General features: G+C 65.7%; 13 protein-coding genes. 11 read left to right on the forward strand and 2 right to left on the reverse strand.

Annotated features, from left to right (window positions below; translation table 11 throughout):
• Window positions 1-4 precede the first annotated feature (4 nt).
• The 11 genes from AC1MCD_RS07645 to AC1MCD_RS07695 all read left to right on the forward strand — a co-directional run bounded on the left by AC1MCD_RS07645 (window position 5) and on the right by AC1MCD_RS07695 (window position 10,305).
• Window positions 5-994, forward strand: a complete 990-nt coding sequence (locus AC1MCD_RS07645) for an HAD-IIA family hydrolase (protein WP_498677329.1) — start codon at window positions 5-7, stop codon at window positions 992-994.
• Window positions 995-1,011: 17 nt separating this feature from the next.
• A complete protein-coding gene (locus AC1MCD_RS07650; RefSeq protein WP_498677331.1) occupies window positions 1,012-1,242 on the forward strand; it encodes a hypothetical protein in 231 nt (76 codons plus the stop codon).
• A 2-nt stretch (window positions 1,243-1,244) separates the two neighbouring features.
• Window positions 1,245-2,057: a TlyA family RNA methyltransferase gene (locus tag AC1MCD_RS07655; protein ID WP_498677334.1), complete on the forward strand. Its 813-nt coding sequence runs from the start codon at window positions 1,245-1,247 to the stop codon at window positions 2,055-2,057.
• 13 nt (window positions 2,058-2,070) lie between these two features.
• Window positions 2,071-3,096 (forward strand): NAD kinase, encoded by a 1,026-nt coding sequence (locus tag AC1MCD_RS07660; protein ID WP_498677336.1) that lies wholly within the window; start codon window positions 2,071-2,073, stop codon window positions 3,094-3,096.
• Window positions 3,097-3,099: 3 nt separating this feature from the next.
• Window positions 3,100-4,839: a DNA repair protein RecN gene (gene recN / locus AC1MCD_RS07665; protein WP_498677337.1), complete on the forward strand. Its 1,740-nt coding sequence runs from the start codon at window positions 3,100-3,102 to the stop codon at window positions 4,837-4,839.
• An 89-nt stretch (window positions 4,840-4,928) separates the two neighbouring features.
• Window positions 4,929-6,689, forward strand: coding sequence for a CTP synthase (gene pyrG, locus AC1MCD_RS07670; RefSeq protein WP_498677340.1), 1,761 nt, complete (start codon window positions 4,929-4,931; stop codon window positions 6,687-6,689).
• Between the two features lie 25 nt (window positions 6,690-6,714).
• A complete protein-coding gene (locus AC1MCD_RS07675) occupies window positions 6,715-7,377 on the forward strand; it encodes an NUDIX domain-containing protein (RefSeq protein ID WP_498677342.1) in 663 nt (220 codons plus the stop codon).
• The gene (gene xerD, locus AC1MCD_RS07680) at window positions 7,377-8,381 is read left to right on the forward strand and encodes a site-specific tyrosine recombinase XerD (protein WP_498677344.1); all 1,005 of its coding nucleotides are present in this window, start codon (window positions 7,377-7,379) and stop codon (window positions 8,379-8,381) included. Before AC1MCD_RS07675 ends, xerD begins: the two co-directional genes overlap by 1 nt.
• 122 nt (window positions 8,382-8,503) lie before the next feature.
• Window positions 8,504-9,007: an RNA polymerase sigma factor gene (locus AC1MCD_RS07685; protein ID WP_498677346.1), complete on the forward strand. Its 504-nt coding sequence runs from the start codon at window positions 8,504-8,506 to the stop codon at window positions 9,005-9,007.
• 2 nt (window positions 9,008-9,009) lie between these two features.
• Window positions 9,010-9,759, forward strand: coding sequence for a hypothetical protein (locus tag AC1MCD_RS07690; protein ID WP_498677348.1), 750 nt, complete (start codon window positions 9,010-9,012; stop codon window positions 9,757-9,759).
• A 60-nt stretch (window positions 9,760-9,819) separates the two neighbouring features.
• Window positions 9,820-10,305: an 8-oxo-dGTP diphosphatase gene (locus AC1MCD_RS07695; protein WP_498677349.1), complete on the forward strand. Its 486-nt coding sequence runs from the start codon at window positions 9,820-9,822 to the stop codon at window positions 10,303-10,305.
• A gap of 73 nt (window positions 10,306-10,378) precedes the next feature.
• Here the strand turns inward: AC1MCD_RS07695 and AC1MCD_RS07700 are convergent, their stop codons facing one another.
• Together AC1MCD_RS07700 and prpB are read right to left on the reverse strand one after the other, a co-directional pair.
• Window positions 10,379-11,518 (reverse strand): bifunctional 2-methylcitrate synthase/citrate synthase, encoded by a 1,140-nt coding sequence (locus AC1MCD_RS07700; protein WP_498677350.1) that lies wholly within the window; start codon window positions 11,516-11,518, stop codon window positions 10,379-10,381.
• 33 nt (window positions 11,519-11,551) lie between these two features.
• Window positions 11,552-12,457, reverse strand: coding sequence for a methylisocitrate lyase (gene prpB / locus AC1MCD_RS07705; protein ID WP_498677351.1), 906 nt, complete (start codon window positions 12,455-12,457; stop codon window positions 11,552-11,554).
• Window positions 12,458-12,476: the final 19 nt, after the last annotated feature.

Raw genomic sequence — 12,476 nt, forward strand, 5'->3', positions numbered from 1 at the left:
TGCCATGACTGACGTTCCCCTGATTTCCCTGTTTGATGCCCTGCTGGCAGACCTGGACGGAGTGGTTTACGCGGGGCCCCACGCCATCCACGGCGCCGTGGAATCGCTGCAGCAACTGGCAGGCCTCGGCATCGGCCTGGGCTACGTCACCAACAATGCGTCCCGCACGCCCGCTCAGGTTGCGGCGCACCTGCGTGAACTTGGCGCACCGGCCGAGGACAACCAAGTTGTCAGTTCCTCGCAGGCCGCGGCCGAACTGCTGTCGTCGATGCTGCCCCCCGGGGCCAGGGTATTGATCACCGGCAGCCCGGCGCTTGCACAGGAGATCGAGCTGGTGGGGCTGACCCCTGTCAGCGGCCAGGACGAGAACCCTGTGGCCGTCGTCCAGGGCTTCAATCCGGGGATCGGCTGGAATGACTTGGCCGAGGCCACCTACGTGGTGTCCGCAGGGGCCCTCTGGGTGGCCACCAATACGGACATGACCATCCCGCAGGCACGCGGTATCGCCCCCGGCAACGGCACCCTGGTGGCAGCAGTTGCAGCAGCCACCGGCAAGACCCCACTCGTCGCCGGTAAACCTGAGGCCCCGCTCTTCCACGCCGCGGCCAAACGGCTTGCCGCCGACCGCCCCCTGGTGGTGGGCGACCGGCTGGACACGGACATCCTCGGCGGCAACAATGCAGGCTTTGCCACGGTGGCGGTGCTGACCGGCGTCGACACCAGGAGCACCATCCTCGCCGCGCGCACTGCAGAACGCCCGGACTACATGATCAGCGAACTCAGCGACCTCCACCGGCCCTACCCCGCGATAAAGAACACCGGCGGAACGTACCGCTGCGGCGACGCCACGGCACAGGCCGACGGGGACACCGTCAGCGTCCAAGGGCGTGAGGATGACCTCAACGCTTGGCGGGCCGCCTGTGCCGCATGGTGGGCCGCCGTACCGGAAACCGCCGAGGCCCGGGCGCCCCAACTCGAATGGCGCACCCAGTAAATAAGTAGACTGGTTCAATGACTGAGCTGAACGGCGAGCGCAACGGTGAACTAGCCCAGCCCACACCAAATTGGCCCGCGAACGAGGTGTCAACGGTCAGCGATCCGGAGATCGCGGCCATCGTTGGCGCTTTGGATGGAGTGGCGGACAGGCCCGTCGCAGAACACGAGGCTGTCTACGCAGAACTGCACGACGCCCTGCTTCAGGCGCTGAACGAAGACGCTCCCAACAGCGAAGGAAAGGCCTGAGCATGGCACGGCTTGACCAGGCCCTGGTGGCCCGCGGCCTCGCCAGGTCACGAACCCACGCCGCCGCGCTCATAGCCGAGGGCAAAGTCAGCTCCGCGGGGCAGGTCCTTTCCAAGGCCTCCCTCCAAGTGCCGGAGGACAGGGACCTGGCCGTCCAGCACACAGAAGAGGACAGCTACGTCAGCCGCGCCGGCCACAAACTCGCGGGAGCGCTGGATGCTTTCCCGGAGATCGTCGTTGAAGGCAAAAGGTGCCTGGACGCCGGCGCGTCCACCGGCGGCTTCACCGAAGTGCTCCTGCGGCGCGGTGCGGCACACGTCGTGGCGGTAGACGTGGGGCACGGCCAGCTGGTGCCGCAGCTCCGTGAGGATGCCAGGGTAGCCGTGCACGAAGGCATGAACGTGCGTTACATGACGCCGGCGGATATCGGCGGACATGCCGAAATTACGGTGGCCGACCTCTCCTTCATCTCGCTTACCCTTGTGGCCCATCCGCTGGCCCTGTGCACACAGCCTGGCGGTGACCTGGTGCTGATGGTGAAGCCTCAGTTCGAGATCGGCAAGGAGCGGCTGGGCCGCACCGGGGTGGTGAATTCTGAACGCGAACGCCGGATGGCGGTGGAAAAAGTCGCCAATTCAGCGCTCGACGCCGGACTGGACCTCTGCGGATTGGCGGCAAGCCCCCTGCCCGGCCAGGACGGAAACGTCGAATACTTCCTGTGGATAAAGCGCAGGATGACGCAGGACCTGCCTAAGATCGAAGAGCGCCAGGCAGCCCTTGACGGCTTGCTTGGACGAATCTGGCCGAACCACTAGAAAGCGGAACCTGATGACCAGGCGAGTACTTGTCCTTGCCCACACTGGCCGCGAGGAATCGCTGAAGGCTGCCTGGGAGGCCTGCGCCCAGCTCCACGACTCAGGAATCATCCCGGTGATGCAGGAATCCGAGTTGGCGGACATGGAAAGATTCTTCGGCCACCTCACCCAGCCGGTGGAAATCCTGCACGACCATGTGCGGCTTCCGGACGTGGAGCTCGTCATGGTCCTGGGCGGCGACGGCACCATCCTGCGGGCCGCCGAGCTGGTCCGGGAAGTTGACGTTCCGCTGCTGGGCGTGAATCTCGGGCACGTGGGGTTCCTGGCCGAGAGTGAGCGTGCGGACCTGGCACAGACCGTGGAATGGATTGCCCGCCGCGACTACACGGTGGAAGAGCGGATGACCATCGACGTGCAGGTCTGGGTCCGCGGCCAAAAGATCTGGCACACGTGGGCCCTCAATGAGGCTGCCATCGAAAAGGGCAACCGCGAACGCATGCTTGAGCTGGTTACCGAAGTGGATGAGCGCCCCCTGTCATCCTTCGGCTGCGACGGTGTGGTGCTGGCCACGCCCACCGGCTCCACCGCCTATGCCTTCTCCGCGGGCGGGCCCGTGGTCTGGCCCGAGGTCGAGGCCCTGCTGATTGTCCCCATCAGCGCCCACGCGCTCTTCGCCAAGCCCTTGGTGGTATCGCCGCGGTCGCGGCTGGCAGTGGAGGTCCTCACCCGCACCGGCGCCGAGGGCGTTCTCTGGTGCGACGGCCGCCGTTCCGTGGACCTCCCGCCCGGCGCGCGCGTGGAAGTGACAAAGTCCCCCACTCCGGTCCGGCTTGCCCGGACCCACCAGACGCCGTTCTCCGCCCGGCTGGTCCGCAAGTTCGAGCTGCCTATCCACGGCTGGCGCGGGCCGGTTCCCCAGTCGGACGTCATCCACACCGGTCCCATCCCGGTGGTCAGGACGCCCTCCCCGATGCCGCCGCTTCAGGTACCCTCCAGGGACCAGCCAGAAGACGAAACCGATCCCGCGAACGCAAAGTGAACCATGCTTGAAGAACTGAGAATCCGCGATCTGGGCGTCATCACCGACGCCACCCTGCCGCTGGGCCCCGGGCTGAGCGTCGTCACCGGCGAAACCGGCGCCGGCAAAACGATGGTGGTCACTGCCGTCGGCCTCCTGCTGGGGGCCAGATCCGACGCCGGGGCGGTGCGCAGCGGTGCGAAGAGCGCCACCGCGGAAGCGGTGCTTAAGCTCGACGCCGGGCACCCCGCGATTGCCCGGGCAGTGGACGCAGGTGCCGACGTCGAGGAGTTCGACGGCGGCGCAGAACTCATCCTTGCCCGCCGCCTCGGTGCGGACGGCCGCAGCCGCGCCTTCCTGGGCGGGCGAGCAGCGCCGGTGGGCGTCCTCGCCGAGATCGGTGAAACCCTGGTGGTGGTCCACGGTCAGTCGGACCAGATCAGGCTGAAGGGTGCGGCCGCCCAGCGCGGCGCCCTGGACAAGTTCGCCGGCGAGGCCCTGGCAGGTCCGCTGGGCACCTACCAGTCGCTGTACGGCCACTGGAAGGCCAGCCAGGCGGAGCTGGAAGCACTCCGCAGCGCCGCCCGCGACCGGCTCCGCGAGGCCGAGTCGCTGGAGATCGCGCTGGCCGAGATTGACGAGGTGGATCCGCAGCCGGGGGAGGACGAATCCCTGAAAGCGGAGGCGGTCAAACTGGCCAACGTGGAGGAGCTCAGGATCGCGGCCAACACCGCGCACCAGGCCCTCATCGCGGAGGATTACGGTGATGCGGGCGATGCCACCACCCTTGTGGACGCCGCGAAGCGGACCCTCGAACATGTGGCTGAACACGACGCCGAGCTGGGAGCCGCCGCCGCACGCCTGGCCGAAGTGGGTTTCCTGCTCAACGACATCGCCACCGAACTGGCCGGCTACCAGGCGGGCCTGGACTCAGAGGGCCCGGAGCGGCTCGCCGAAATTGAGGAACGCAGGGCAGCCCTGGCCAGGCTGGTCCGCAAGTACGCTCCCAGCATCGATGAAGTCCTGGTCTGGGCGGAGAATGCCCGGGTTCGCTTTGACGAACTGCAGGACGATTCCACCCGGATTGAGGCCTTGGACGCTGAGGTTGGCCGGGCCGGGGCGGAGCTGCAGAAGCAGGCCGCCGCCATCAGCAAGATCCGGGCCAAGGCAGCGAAGGACCTCTCCGGCCGCGTGAGCGCCGAGCTCAAGGCGCTGGCAATGGCCGACGCCACCCTGAAGATCAATCTCGAAGCTGCCGGACAGCTAACCCCGTACGGCGCGGACGAGATCTCGTTCCTGCTGCAGCCGCACTCCGGGGCCCCTGCGCGGCCGCTCGGCAAGGGTGCCTCCGGCGGTGAGCTGTCCCGTGTGATGCTTGCCATCGAAGTGGTGCTGGCAGCGGTGGACCCGGTGCCCACGTTCGTGTTCGACGAAGTGGACGCCGGCGTCGGCGGTCGGGCCGCCGTCGAGATCGGCCGCCGGCTCGCCATGCTCGCCCGGCACGTGCAGGTTTTGGTGGTCACGCACCTGCCTCAGGTGGCGGCCTTCGCCGACCAGCACATCACCGTCACCAAAACTTCGGTCAGGGGAGCCGACGGCGGCACCGCCACCGGGTTCACGTCCAGTGATGTGCGACTCCTCGACGGCGCGGAACGGGTCAAGGAACTCGCCCGCATGCTCGCAGGCCAGGAGGACTCCGAATCCGCGCAGGCGCACGCCCAGGAGCTTCTGGACGACGCAAAACTCCTGCCGCAGCGGGCCTGACCCGTGGCCAACCCTTGATCGCAAGGGGCCACTCCGTGCACACTGGATCATTTGGGGAACCAGTTCCTGATCCGGGAAAGGCTCAATTGATGATAGGCTCGAATTCCGTGGTGCAGCGATCAAATTCCCGTGTAAATTCCCGGTTTCCGGGCTCGTCCAAGACGACCAAACACATCTTCGTAACCGGTGGTGTGGCGTCCTCGCTCGGTAAGGGACTGACGGCTTCGAGCCTCGGTCACCTCCTGCGGGCACGCGGCCTGTCTGTAACTATGCAGAAGCTCGATCCCTATCTGAACGTGGATCCGGGCACGATGAACCCCTTCCAGCACGGTGAAGTCTTCGTCACGGACGACGGCGCTGAAACCGACCTGGACATCGGACACTACGAGCGGTTCCTCGACGAGAACCTCGAAGGCTCGGCCAACGTAACCACCGGCCAGGTCTATTCCACCGTGATCGCCAAGGAACGCCGCGGAGAATACCTCGGCGACACCGTCCAGGTCATTCCGCACATCACCGATGAGATCAAGCGCCGCATGCGCCTGCCCGCTGAAGGCAAGAACGCGCCGGACGTCATCATCACCGAAATCGGCGGCACCGTCGGCGACATCGAATCGCAGCCCTTCCTCGAGTCAGCCCGCCAGGTCCGTCAGGACGTAGGCCGCGGCAACGTCTTCTTCGTCCATGTCTCGCTGGTTCCCTACATCGGGCCGTCGCAGGAACTGAAGACCAAGCCGACGCAGCACTCGGTTGCAGCCCTGCGTTCCATCGGCATTCAGCCGGAGGCAATCGTGATCCGCTCGGACCGCGAAGTGCCCGAAGCCATGCGGGCCAAGATCGGCCGCATGTGTGATGTCGACATTGAAGCCGTGATCGGCTGCCCTGATGCGCCGAGCATCTACGACATCCCCAAGACCCTGCACACGCAGGGCCTGGACTCCTACATAGTCCGCGCCCTGGACCTGCCGTTCAAGGACGTTGACTGGACCAGCTGGGACAAGCTGCTCGAAGCAGTCCACAACCCCAAGCACCACGTCGAAATCGCGCTGGTGGGTAAGTACATCGACCTCCCGGACGCCTACCTGTCCGTGACCGAGGCCCTGCGCGCCGGCGGCTTCGCCAACGACACCAAGGTCAAGATCCGCTGGGTGCCGTCGGACGAATGCGAAACGCATGAGGGCGCAGTGGCCTCCCTCGACGGCGTGGACGCCATCTGCGTGCCCGGCGGCTTCGGCATCCGTGGCCTCGAAGGAAAGCTGGGCGCCCTCAAGTTCGCCCGCGAATCCAAGCTGCCGGTCCTGGGCCTCTGCCTGGGCCTGCAGTGCATGGTGATCGAATATGCACGCAACGTGGTTGGCCTCGAGGGTGCATCCTCCAGCGAATTCGAACCGGACTCCAAGTACCCGGTGATCGCCACCATGGAAGAGCAGCTGGACATCGTGGAAGGCAAGGGCGATCTCGGCGGCACCATGCGCCTGGGCCTGTACGAGGCAAAGCTCGACGAAGGTTCCGTCATCGCAGAGACCTACGGCAAGACCACCGTGAGCGAACGCCACCGGCACCGCTACGAGGTCAACAACAAGTACCGCGAGCAGATCGCGGCCCAGGGTCTGGTGTTCTCCGGCACGTCACCGGACGGCAAGCTCGTGGAATACGTTGAACTGCCGCGCGAGGTCCACCCGTACTATGTGGCAACCCAGGCGCACCCGGAACTGAGCTCGCGTCCCACCCGCCCCCACCCGCTCTTCAGCGGGCTGATCAAGGCCGCCCTGGACCACCAGAATGCACAGAACCAGAACGCACAGGACGCACCGGCAGCCAAGCCGTCACGTACGGTTGCCGCAAAATAGAACCGAATAAGTAGAGGACGGCGCGATGCCCGGTACACCTGAGACGACTCCAGCTGCAAAGCAGGTTTCGGATGCACCGAGCCCGCGCCGTCTTTTGTCTACGGAGAAGGTCTATGAAGGCCGGATCTGGGACGTTGTCAGCGACAGCTTTCAACTGAGCGAGACCGGCGAGGCCCTGACCCGCGACTACATCGACCACCCCGGCGCGGTTGCGGTTCTGCCGATGAACGACGCCGGTGAGGTCCTGCTCATCAGGCAGTACCGCCACCCCGTGGGCATGGACCTCTGGGAAATCCCGGCCGGCCTGTTGGACGTGGAAGGCGAGGATTTTGTGGTGGGCGCCGCCCGCGAGTTGGCTGAAGAAGCAGACCTCACGGCGGCCACCTGGAATGTCCTGGCCGACTTTTTCAATTCACCGGGTTCCTCCAGCGAGGCCATCAGGATCTACCTCGCCCGCGACCTCACCGAAGTGCCTCACCACGAGCGCCACGAACGGACCCATGAGGAAGCGGAAATCGAATTCCACTGGATCTCCCTCGACGAAGCCGTGGCCGGCGTCCTGGCCGGACGGCTGCACAACCCGTCCGCCGTGGTCGGGGTCCTGGCCGCAGCAGCAGCGCGCGCTGACGGGTTTTCCGGGCTGCGCCCCGCCGGTGCATCCTGGCCAGCGCACCCCAGCCAGCGCTGATGACAGCCTCCCCGTCAGCGGAAGCCGCGGCCCCGGACGTGGCGTCTCCGGAAGTACCCGTCCCTCCCCAGAGTCCTATCGACCGCGCCGTCACGGGGTATCTCCAGCACATGGGCGTCGAACGCGGGCTGGCCGCGAACACGCTCGCCGCGTACCGTCGTGACCTGGCTCGGTACTCCCGCTACCTAAAGGCACAGGGCTGCGAAAGCCCGGACCAGATCACCCGCCACCATGTGACAGGGTTTGTCCTGGCTCTCAACGACGGTTCCGACGGCGGCACCGCCCTGGGTGTCAGGTCCGCGGCCAGGACGGTGGTGGCTGTCCGCGGCCTGCATAAGTTTTGGGCGCTGGAAGGGCTGACGACGACGGATCCTGCCAGCGACGTCCACCCGCCCATGCCGGGCAAAAGGCTGCCCAAAGCCATCAGCGTGGACGAAGTCACCCGCATCCTCGAAGCGGCCGGCACAGACACCGCCACCGGACTGCGGGACCGAGCACTGCTTGAATTCCTCTACTCCACCGGGGCCAGGATCAGCGAGGCCGTGGGCTTGGACGTGGACGATATTTCCCTCCAGGACCCTGAAGAAGGGCCTGCGGTGGTCCGGCTGTTCGGCAAGGGATCCAAGGAACGGCTGGTGCCGCTCGGCTCGTACGGGGCCCGGGCCCTGGACGCGTACCTCGTGCGGGGCCGCCCGCTGCTGGCAGCAAAGGGCAAAGGCACGCCGGCTCTCTTCCTGAACGCGAGGGGCGGAAGGATCAGCCGGCAGAGCGCCTGGACCATCCTGAAGGCGGCAGCTGATAAAGCCAACATCACCAAGGACGTTTCGCCGCACACCTTGAGGCACTCCTTCGCGACGCACCTGCTGGAGGGCGGAGCTGATGTCCGCGTGGTGCAGGAACTGCTGGGCCACGCCTCCGTCACCACAACCCAGGTCTATACCCTGGTCACAGCGGACACCCTCCGCGAAATCTATGCCGCCGCCCACCCGCGGGCACTGGGCTGACAGCCGGGGATCCATCCCAATTCCCCAGTCCGGCGAAAATATCTTCGCCGGACTGTAAGAATCACGGCGCCGCGGGACACTTAGTGGTTAACACCAAGGTCATCCGATGCCGGGGGAACACTATGTTGGCAGCCAGTGAACACGACTTTATCGACCTGCACACTCAACATTTCACCCGTGTCTACCGCTACATCGCCTATCGCATCAACGACCAGTTACGTGCCGAGGAACTGGCGGCGGACGTTTTCAGGATCGCCTGGGAAAAAAGGCCTGCAGAACCTCCCGGCATAGGCTGGCTGCTGGCCACCGCCCGGAAGGTGCTCAGCAACGAATACAGGGGCCGCCGTCGACGCCTCGAACTTATCGAACGCCTCAAAGACCAGGCACGGAGCCAGGCCCCCGGCCCCAACAATGAAGAACAGGGCGCCGTGGCAGATGTCCTGCTCCGGCTCAACGAGCGGAACCGCGAGGTTCTGATGCTCAGCTACTGGGACGACCTGACCGCCGCCGAGCTGGCACAGGCGCTGGGATGTTCTCCATCGACCGCCGCCGTCCGGCTGCACCGGGCACGCCGGGCCTTTGCCAACGCCGCCCCCGCGCACCTCATGAACGAACGGAAGGGTTAGTCATGGACCGGATTGAACAGCTCATGAAGGATGCCAAACCACATGTGGTGGAACCACGGACCGCGCCGGCAGCCGCCCCTTCCCTCGCCTTTTCAGATGATCCCAACGTGGTGCCACTCTCCGGGGGCAGGTCCCACCGCCGGACAGCTGTCCGCGCGGCAGTTGTCACCCTTGCCGCTGCCGCCGTGGTCGGCGCTGTGGTTGTGGCCAACGGAATGGGGGCGTCGCAGCCGGTGCCCGCCCCGGCCGGCACCACCGATGCCACTCCGTCCCAGAGCGCCACCACCGAAGCCGCCCCGTCGCCGTCGGCCAGTCCCGCCGCCACCCCGGGAGTCCGGGCCACCGGGGGAGTGCCGTGCATCGTGGCCAACATCGACCAGCTTTTCCAGACCCAGGCACCAGCCATTAAGCCGATTCCTGAAGCTGAGCAGCATTACTACACGGTGCTTGGTTGCGCGGAAGGCTGGCTCGTGTATGAAATTTCCGACGACGGGGCCAAGGCTCTTCAACTCGACGGAGGCAACGCCTGGTACCACGTGGCCAGGCTGCAGGACGGGCGCTTCCTTTTTGACGTACAGGCGCCCTGGTCCACAGTATTCAGCTGGAAGTTCCAGGCTTTGAACAACGACGTCTCGCAGAACGGCCAGCGGGTGACTGCGCAGGAAGCGATGGACCAGGAATTCGCACTGAAGGGGATTCCGGTAGAGCTCCGGCCCCAGCTTGTGGGGGAAGGCCCGGTGGTGGTCCCCTGAGCAGCGAATCCACACCGGGATCGTCGGGGTGCCGGCCACCTCGGCGATAAGGTTGAAGGCATGACGTTCACCCCTGTCACGCTGTGCTTTCTCACCCGCGAGTCCGACGGAATGCGCCAGGTCCTGCTGGGAACGAAGAAGACCGGCTTTGGGATGGGCAAGATCGTTGGTCTTGGCGGCCATGTTGAGCCGGGGGAGACCGATGAAGAGGCTGCCTGCCGCGAAGTGCAGGAGGAAGCGGGCGTGGTTGTCCGTAAAACGGACCTCCGCGACGCCGGTGTGGTGGTCTTCGACTTCCCGGCCCGGCCGGACTGGAGCATGACCACCCGCCTGTTCGTGACGGAGCGCTGGGACGGGGAGCCATCCGAGAGCGTGGAGATCGCGCCGGAATGGTTCGACGTCGGTTCCTTGCCAGTTGAGCGGATGTGGCAGGACGCAGCCCACTGGCTGCCGCTGGCGCTGGACGGGTCCTTGCTACGCCTCACCGTGGTCCTGAACGATGACAACGAAACCGTCCGCGAAGTGCTGGACTACTCAACCCGCTGACCCCGACACACCAACGGCGGGCCAGCCACCCCGAAAGGTGACCGGCCCGCCGTCGTGCGTTCCTGAAACGTTTTTACGGCACGTGCCGTTCCTCCGGACCGTTGTATTCGCTCAGCGGCCGGATCAGCGAGTTCGAGGCGGCCTGCTCCATAATGTGCGCGGTCCACCCGGTGATCCGGCTGGCCACGAAGAGCGGCGTGAACGTGGGGGTATCGAAGCCCATGAGGTGGTAGGTGGGGCCCGCCGGGTAGTCGAGGTTCGGCTTGATGGCCTTCGCCTCGTCCATGGCCTGCTCGAGCCCGTTGTACAGCCCCAGCAGCTCCGGCCGCCCGTAGTGGGCGATCATCTTGTCCAGCGCGGCCTTCATGGTGGGGACGCGGGAATCGCCGTGTTTGTAGACACGGTGGCCGAAGCCCATGACTTTCTTCTTCTGCGCCAGGGCGTCCTCCATCCAGGTCTTCGCCCGGGCGGCGGCTTCCTCCAGCGATTCCTCGGGCCGGATGCCGATCTCGTCGAACGTGTGCATCACGGCCTCGTTGGCGCCGCCGTGCAAGGGCCCCTTGAGGGCGCCGATGGCAGCCGTCACGGCCGAATGAAGGTCAGCAAGGGTCGAGGTGACCACCCGAGCCGTGAACGTCGAAGCGTTGAACGAGTGCTCCGCGTACAGGATCATTGAGACGTTGAAGGCCTCAATGACCTCGTCCACCGGGTCTTCCCCAAATGCCATCCACAGGAAGTTGGCTGAGTAACCCAGGTCATCCCGCGGTTCCACCACGTCCTGGCCGCGGCGGCGCCGCTGGTCGTAGGCGACCACTGCGGGCATGGCGGCAAAAAGATCCACGGCCTTGGCCATGTTCGCCTCGGGTGAAGAGTCCTCGGCGAGCTTATGCCGCGCGCCCAGCACGGACGCCGCCGTCCGGCACACGTCCATGGGGTGTGCGGTGGTGGGCAGGGCGTCGATAACCTGCTTTACCACCGGATCGAGGGCACGGCCGGCGCGCTCGCGCTTGGTAAATTCCGCAAGCTCCTCCGGTGTGGGCAGTTCGCCGTTCCAGAGCAGGAAGGCCACTTCCTCGAAGCTGCACTTTGCGGCCAGCTCCTGGACCGGGTAGCCGCGGTACAGCAGCGAGTTGGTGTCGGGGTTGACCTTGGAGACCGCGGTGTAGTCCACCACGACGCCGGCCAGGCCCTTCTTGATATCTTCAGCAGCCATGTTGAACTCCTTCGTTCTTGCGGGATTCGGGTCCTAGCGGACGCCGGGAATCTGGAAGTTGAAAACGCCGGTATCGAAGTGGTTGTAGGCCTCATAGTCCACAAGGTCATAGAGCCGCGCACGGGTGAGCATGTTCTCCACCTGTGCTTGCTGCGACCCTGTTGCCTTGATTGTTTCCAGCGTACGCTCTGCAGCTCCCATGGCAATGCGGAGGAGGGTGACCGGGTAGATCACCATGTTGACGCCCACGGACTGCAGCTGGTCGACCGTGAACAGGTCGCTCTTGCCGAATTCGGTCATGTTGGCCAGGATCGGCACGTCCACGGCATCGCGGATGGCCTGGAACTCGGACAAGTCCCTCATCGCCTCCGGGAAGATGGCGTCCGCGCCGGCCCCCACCAGTGCCTTGGCGCGGTCCTGTGCCGCCTCGATCCCGTCCACGGCCCGGATGTCGGTGCGGGCCATGATGAGGAAGTTTGGATCCCTGCGCGCATCAGCTGCAGCGCGGATGCGCTTGGTGGCGGTGTCCAGGTCAACCACATTTTTGCCGTCCAGATGGCCGCAGCGCTTGGGGTTGAACTGGTCCTCGATGTGGCAGCCGGCCAGGCCGGCGTTTTCGAGTTCCTGGATGCTGCGGGCCACGTTCATGGGCTCGCCGAACCCGGTGTCGGCGTCCACCAGCGTGGGCAGGTCGGTCATGCGGGCGATCTGCCCGGCACGGGTGGCCACCTCGGTGAGCGTGGTCAATCCGATGTCCGGCAGGCCAAGGTCGTTGGCCAGCACGGCACCGGAGACATACACGCCGGCGAAGCCCTTCTCCTCGATCAGCCGTGCCGAGAGCGGACTGAAGGCGCCGGGGAACTGCTGGATGGTGCCGGAGGCGAGCATCTGGCGCAGTGCGACGCGCTTCTGCTCCGGGGTTGTCTTGGAGTACAGCATGGGTTCTCCCTGTCGGAGG

This window comes from Arthrobacter sp. BF1 (assembly GCF_056680215.1).

Bases quoted from the DNA above. Each gene is read 5' to 3' on its own strand.
- AC1MCD_RS07645 (WP_498677329.1), top strand. From the start codon at position 5: ATGACTGACGTTCCCCTGATTTCCCTGTTTGATGCCCTGCTGGCAGAC.
- AC1MCD_RS07650 (WP_498677331.1), top strand. From the start codon at position 1,012: ATGACTGAGCTGAACGGCGAGCGCAACGGTGAACTAGCCCAGCCCACA.
- AC1MCD_RS07655 (WP_498677334.1), top strand. From the start codon at position 1,245: ATGGCACGGCTTGACCAGGCCCTGGTGGCCCGCGGCCTCGCCAGGTCA.
- AC1MCD_RS07660 (WP_498677336.1), top strand. From the start codon at position 2,071: ATGACCAGGCGAGTACTTGTCCTTGCCCACACTGGCCGCGAGGAATCG.
- recN (WP_498677337.1), top strand. From the start codon at position 3,100: ATGCTTGAAGAACTGAGAATCCGCGATCTGGGCGTCATCACCGACGCC.
- pyrG (WP_498677340.1), top strand. From the start codon at position 4,929: ATGATAGGCTCGAATTCCGTGGTGCAGCGATCAAATTCCCGTGTAAAT.
- AC1MCD_RS07675 (WP_498677342.1), top strand. From the start codon at position 6,715: ATGCCCGGTACACCTGAGACGACTCCAGCTGCAAAGCAGGTTTCGGAT.
- xerD (WP_498677344.1), top strand. From the start codon at position 7,377: ATGACAGCCTCCCCGTCAGCGGAAGCCGCGGCCCCGGACGTGGCGTCT.
- AC1MCD_RS07685 (WP_498677346.1), top strand. From the start codon at position 8,504: ATGTTGGCAGCCAGTGAACACGACTTTATCGACCTGCACACTCAACAT.
- AC1MCD_RS07690 (WP_498677348.1), top strand. From the start codon at position 9,010: ATGGACCGGATTGAACAGCTCATGAAGGATGCCAAACCACATGTGGTG.
- AC1MCD_RS07695 (WP_498677349.1), top strand. From the start codon at position 9,820: ATGACGTTCACCCCTGTCACGCTGTGCTTTCTCACCCGCGAGTCCGAC.
- AC1MCD_RS07700 (WP_498677350.1), bottom strand. From the start codon at position 11,518: ATGGCTGCTGAAGATATCAAGAAGGGCCTGGCCGGCGTCGTGGTGGAC.
- prpB (WP_498677351.1), bottom strand. From the start codon at position 12,457: ATGCTGTACTCCAAGACAACCCCGGAGCAGAAGCGCGTCGCACTGCGC.